Raw genomic sequence first — 3,994 nt, 5'->3', positions numbered from 1 at the left:
TGCGAGGGTTTCCCCAACATGCAACTTAACCGACCTATACAACTACTTCCAACGCTCCGCCTTTGTGAGAATCCCCTGTAAGCGGTTTAGCCTTTCAACTATCGCTACGTTGCACCAGTGACACTTATTCCCTCCACATGCAACGCATGCCAATCCGTAAACGGACACACAGAAGCAGGCAAAGCTCGATCTAGGATACTTATTTGATGAATAAAAACACGTATTAACGAAGACTTATCATTTTGAGACTTGATCTAAACACTGTTTGTTGTGAAAATAGAGTTCAGGTACAAGCCTTAGTGTGAAATCTGCACGAGTTGGTAGCTCTGCTGATCTTCGTTATTCGATGTTGCAAGCATCAAATAACTGCGTACCGCTGAATATAAAGCGAAAGCCCATTGAGTTTCAATACTCAATGGGCTTTTTCTTTACTCAAATTTAGCTCTAACCCTTAATTCTTATATACTAATAACCTCATAGTTATCATTTTGCCTTTTTAATATGAATATTTATAAATACGGTTTTCCTATTCTTTTAGCTATTACATCGTCTATGACTAATGCTCAGTCCATGAGTGATGCTGAACTAGATAAACTCCTTGCCGAAAAATTTAATATTTCCACTTTCTATAATGAAGAAGCTATAAAACTAATAAACCTAGATAACCCTGAAAGTACAGACTTTAATAGAGTTATTCAAAATTTTTGTAAGTCTAACAAAGCCTTAGCTGAAGTAAAAATGATTGCACTGCAATACCCTCAAGTACCGCGAGAGATATATGATAAGGCAAATGTTAACTACGAAAGTGGAATAAAAAACATAAATCTACTAAGGGAAATGAGTCCTAATAAAATTGAGTGCAATGAATAAACTCACTTGGGATCAATGACACAATAATCGGCATTTTTTCCATATCCGCAGTGCTTTTTCATCACTCGAACGCAAGTTTTAGATTCTCCATCAACTTTACAGCTTCCAATATCAAACTGAATTCCCTGCTGTCTTAGGCTCTCGATCTGCGGGATATTGCCTAAAGGTTTGATATAAACACTAAATAACCAAGTCATAGCCAGTATCAAAATGGCAAAGATGCCTAGAACAATGGCAATAAGCTTCCATGACAACTGATCACTGGCTGATTCAATTGAATTATTCAAGCGTCCAAGTGCTTTAGCGGTCTTAATAAGCTCCGCTGTACCCTCCTGTAAGCCCATATTTAGCGATTTTGATACGGTGCTATGGGTTTGCCCTGCAATGACCTTTTGAATGCGTTCTTCGGTGATTTGAAGCTCTTTAACGGCCTGATTGACGAGGTTTTGCTGTTGTTCTGCAACTGCCATCAGTGCATATAGCTTTTTTTCATCAGGTGTCATCGGCTCATTCCCTTATAACTCATGGTTTTCTGTTGCTCTCGTTCTAATTTCTGCTGTTCTTTGTACTGCTGTAAGGCAAGTTGTTTGAAGCTGTCAAAATCAGCCTTAAAGCTCTCAATGCCCTGTTTAATTTCTTTGTCTGAAATTGGGCTGTCTTTGAGTTCTTTCAGGTCTTTTTTCGGGTCGCCTAAGTCTAGTCGCTCAAGCTCTTTATAGGCTATACGTGACTGTTGCAAGGCTTCCCTGATTTCAGGGTCTTTAGCTTGGCTTGGTAATAGTTTCTTTTCGGGTTCTTTCTCTATGCCTTGCTCTTTGTAGCTTCGCATATCAATACGGCTATCAATTTGATGCTTTTCTAAATGGCTATTGCATAAATCTGCCCATCTTTGGCGTAGGTCTTTAATATCGGTTTTTCGTTCCTGGTAACTCTTGCCTGTATTGTCTTTTTTAGCTCCGCCACGTTCAGGATTTTTGCTGTTATAGCGTTTGAAATACTGCTCCGGATCTCGTTCGATTCCATCTTGCAGACGTTCATTAAACATGAGGTGGACGTGGGGCTGATCTTTGCCGTCCATTGCTTTAGGGTTATGAATCGCAAATTGATATGGATATTTTGAGCCGATCTCGGATTGAATGAAGTCCTCAACCAGTTCTAGGCGTTGCTCGGCATTCATCTCTCTAGGTAGGGCAATTTCATATTCTCGATAGGTACTGCCATTTTTGCGCTCGTAAAGGTCGGCTGCTTCCCAAAAGGTAATCGGATTATGTTCAGCCCATTTAGGCATGTTTCCATAATCGCTATGTTCAAGGTCGGTTTCTGCCTGTTCCTGTTTCAGCTTCTTTTCTTCATCCCGATCAATATATTCGGCATGCGGTGCTGCTTTTCCAGCTTTACCAACTTTGATACTCAATCGAGCAATTGCCATAAATTATCCTTGAAGCTTTTTAGTACTTCTTTTTTTCATTCAATTTTCAATTGAACGAAAAAAAGAAGTGTCAGGGTTTTAGGGATGAAGTCCCTAACGTGCTTAGGTTTCTCAATTAAATTGAGAAACGTCTAAGCGCGCCATCAAATTTTTGATGGAAGTATAGGCGAAAATATCTAGAACGACTTTAACAAAATTACGTTAACCAAACGTAAATATTTTGTTATCGTTCTTTGAGTATTGAGCCTGTACTTTTGCCGTATCAAAATTAAGGAATTGAATATGAACAATGAATGGCTATCCGAAAAAATCACCTATATTTCTGCTTTGAAGAACCCTAGTGATGCTCAAAAACTTTTACTTGAATTAGCTACAATTCAGTACAGAACACCCGACCAAGAGAAAAAACTGAATGCCTTAATTAAAGCCGAAAAAGCCATAGATCGAGCAAATAAGCAAAAAGTTGCAGTTAGAAAATTATTGAATGCTGAAAAGGAAGCTGAACGCAAAGCTCGTACACGGCATCTCATCCAATTAGGCGCACTTTTTGAGATTGCTAACTTAGATCAGCGTGACCCTGCGGAATTACTTGGTGTACTCCTTAAAACTGCTGAAATTGATCCCAATGATATGAAATGGAACATTTGGAAAGAGTTAGGACAAGAAATATTAAATAAACGTAAAAAGAATAATTAAGCTAATTACTTTATTTGTTAAAATTAATTGCTTTTTTTTATTACATTTATAGGGTTTTTATGAAAAAATTATTATTGATTAGTTTATTAACACTATCTATGCAAAATGCTTTAGCTAACTCTAAATGCACTATTGTATATAATACGGGAAATGAAGTTTTAAAATATATTGTTGACGAAATGCCAGCTTTTAATTTTGAAAACTTTGATGAAGTCTGTAAAAATTTAAAAAATGCAAATGCTAAAGTTAAATTAACTTCTATTAGTAGCATATCAGATAATCAAACTACAGCCATTGTAACATCTATTGTTATGGATAAAAACTTACCAATTTATTCAGATATGTCTTTTAATTCAATGACATGGAGCCAAAATAGAAATACAGCAACTGAAAAAAATTTAACAATAGATGCTGTAAATAATGCTTTAAATGGAATTACCAAAGAACATATTAATAGTTTAAATAAAAATAGAAAGACATTAGGGTATAAATCTTATTGATATATTTAAAATAAACCAAATCTCATTTATTTAATTTAAATAGCCTAAGCAAATTATTTAATTATACACATCCTATTACTACTACACCTTCAAAGAAAATTGTTCTCAACTCTCTCAACCGTTCACCAAGCGTCGCACTTTGTGCTTTGGCTTTGGAAACGGTTGAGAGAGTTTCGGCAATACTTTCCCTAAAGGAGGTCATTTAAAAAAATGACGCATCCTTTAAGTATTGCCGATTTACCGCATATTCTTTTGGCTTCGGAGCCACGTATATCGGTCGTATCCGCACATGGTTTTGCTGACCATGCAGACAAGGACTAAAGGTCTTGCACCTTCTCCCACACGCTCCCTGTCGAAGTATGGCGATATCTCTGCGAGGGTTTCCCCAACATGCAACTTAACCGACCTATACAACTACTTCCAACGCTCCGCCTTTGTGAGAATCCCCTGTAAGCGGTTTAGCCTTTCAACTATCGCTACGTTGCACCAGTGACACTTA

At 37.2% G+C, this 3,994-nt stretch carries 5 protein-coding genes; 3 read left to right on the top strand and 2 right to left on the bottom strand.

Annotation, left to right across the window (positions count from 1 at the left end):
• Nucleotides 1-501: 501 nt before the first annotated feature.
• A complete protein-coding gene (locus FTT68_RS13890; RefSeq protein WP_180175430.1) occupies nucleotides 502-870 on the top strand; it encodes a hypothetical protein in 369 nt (122 codons plus the stop codon).
• Nucleotides 871-872: 2 nt separating this feature from the next.
• Here the strand turns inward: FTT68_RS13890 and FTT68_RS13885 are convergent, their stop codons facing one another.
• Together FTT68_RS13885 and FTT68_RS13880 are read right to left on the bottom strand one after the other, a co-directional pair.
• Nucleotides 873-1,373 (bottom strand): hypothetical protein, encoded by a 501-nt coding sequence (locus FTT68_RS13885; RefSeq protein ID WP_180175429.1) that lies wholly within the window; start codon nucleotides 1,371-1,373, stop codon nucleotides 873-875.
• On the bottom strand, nucleotides 1,370-2,299 hold the full coding sequence (locus tag FTT68_RS13880) for a MobA/MobL family protein (RefSeq protein ID WP_180175428.1): 930 nt from the start codon (nucleotides 2,297-2,299) through the stop codon (nucleotides 1,370-1,372). The genes FTT68_RS13885 and FTT68_RS13880 overlap by 4 nt, the downstream gene beginning before the upstream one ends.
• Nucleotides 2,300-2,581: 282 nt before the next feature.
• Between FTT68_RS13880 and FTT68_RS13875 the strand changes: the two genes are divergently transcribed.
• Together FTT68_RS13875 and FTT68_RS13870 are read left to right on the top strand one after the other, a co-directional pair.
• The gene (locus tag FTT68_RS13875) at nucleotides 2,582-2,995 is read left to right on the top strand and encodes a conjugal transfer protein TraD (protein ID WP_180175427.1); all 414 of its coding nucleotides are present in this window, start codon (nucleotides 2,582-2,584) and stop codon (nucleotides 2,993-2,995) included.
• A gap of 59 nt (nucleotides 2,996-3,054) precedes the next feature.
• Nucleotides 3,055-3,495, top strand: coding sequence for a hypothetical protein (locus FTT68_RS13870; RefSeq protein WP_180175426.1), 441 nt, complete (start codon nucleotides 3,055-3,057; stop codon nucleotides 3,493-3,495).
• The last annotated feature ends 499 nt before the right edge of the window (nucleotides 3,496-3,994 follow it).

The sequence above is a fragment of the Acinetobacter sp. Q85-2 genome, assembly GCF_013420555.1.
GTDB classification, from domain to species: Bacteria; Pseudomonadota; Gammaproteobacteria; order Pseudomonadales; family Moraxellaceae; genus Acinetobacter; species Acinetobacter indicus.
The sequence above is the reverse complement of the archived record's forward strand: the minus strand, read 5'-3'. Positions and strand labels throughout refer to the sequence as shown.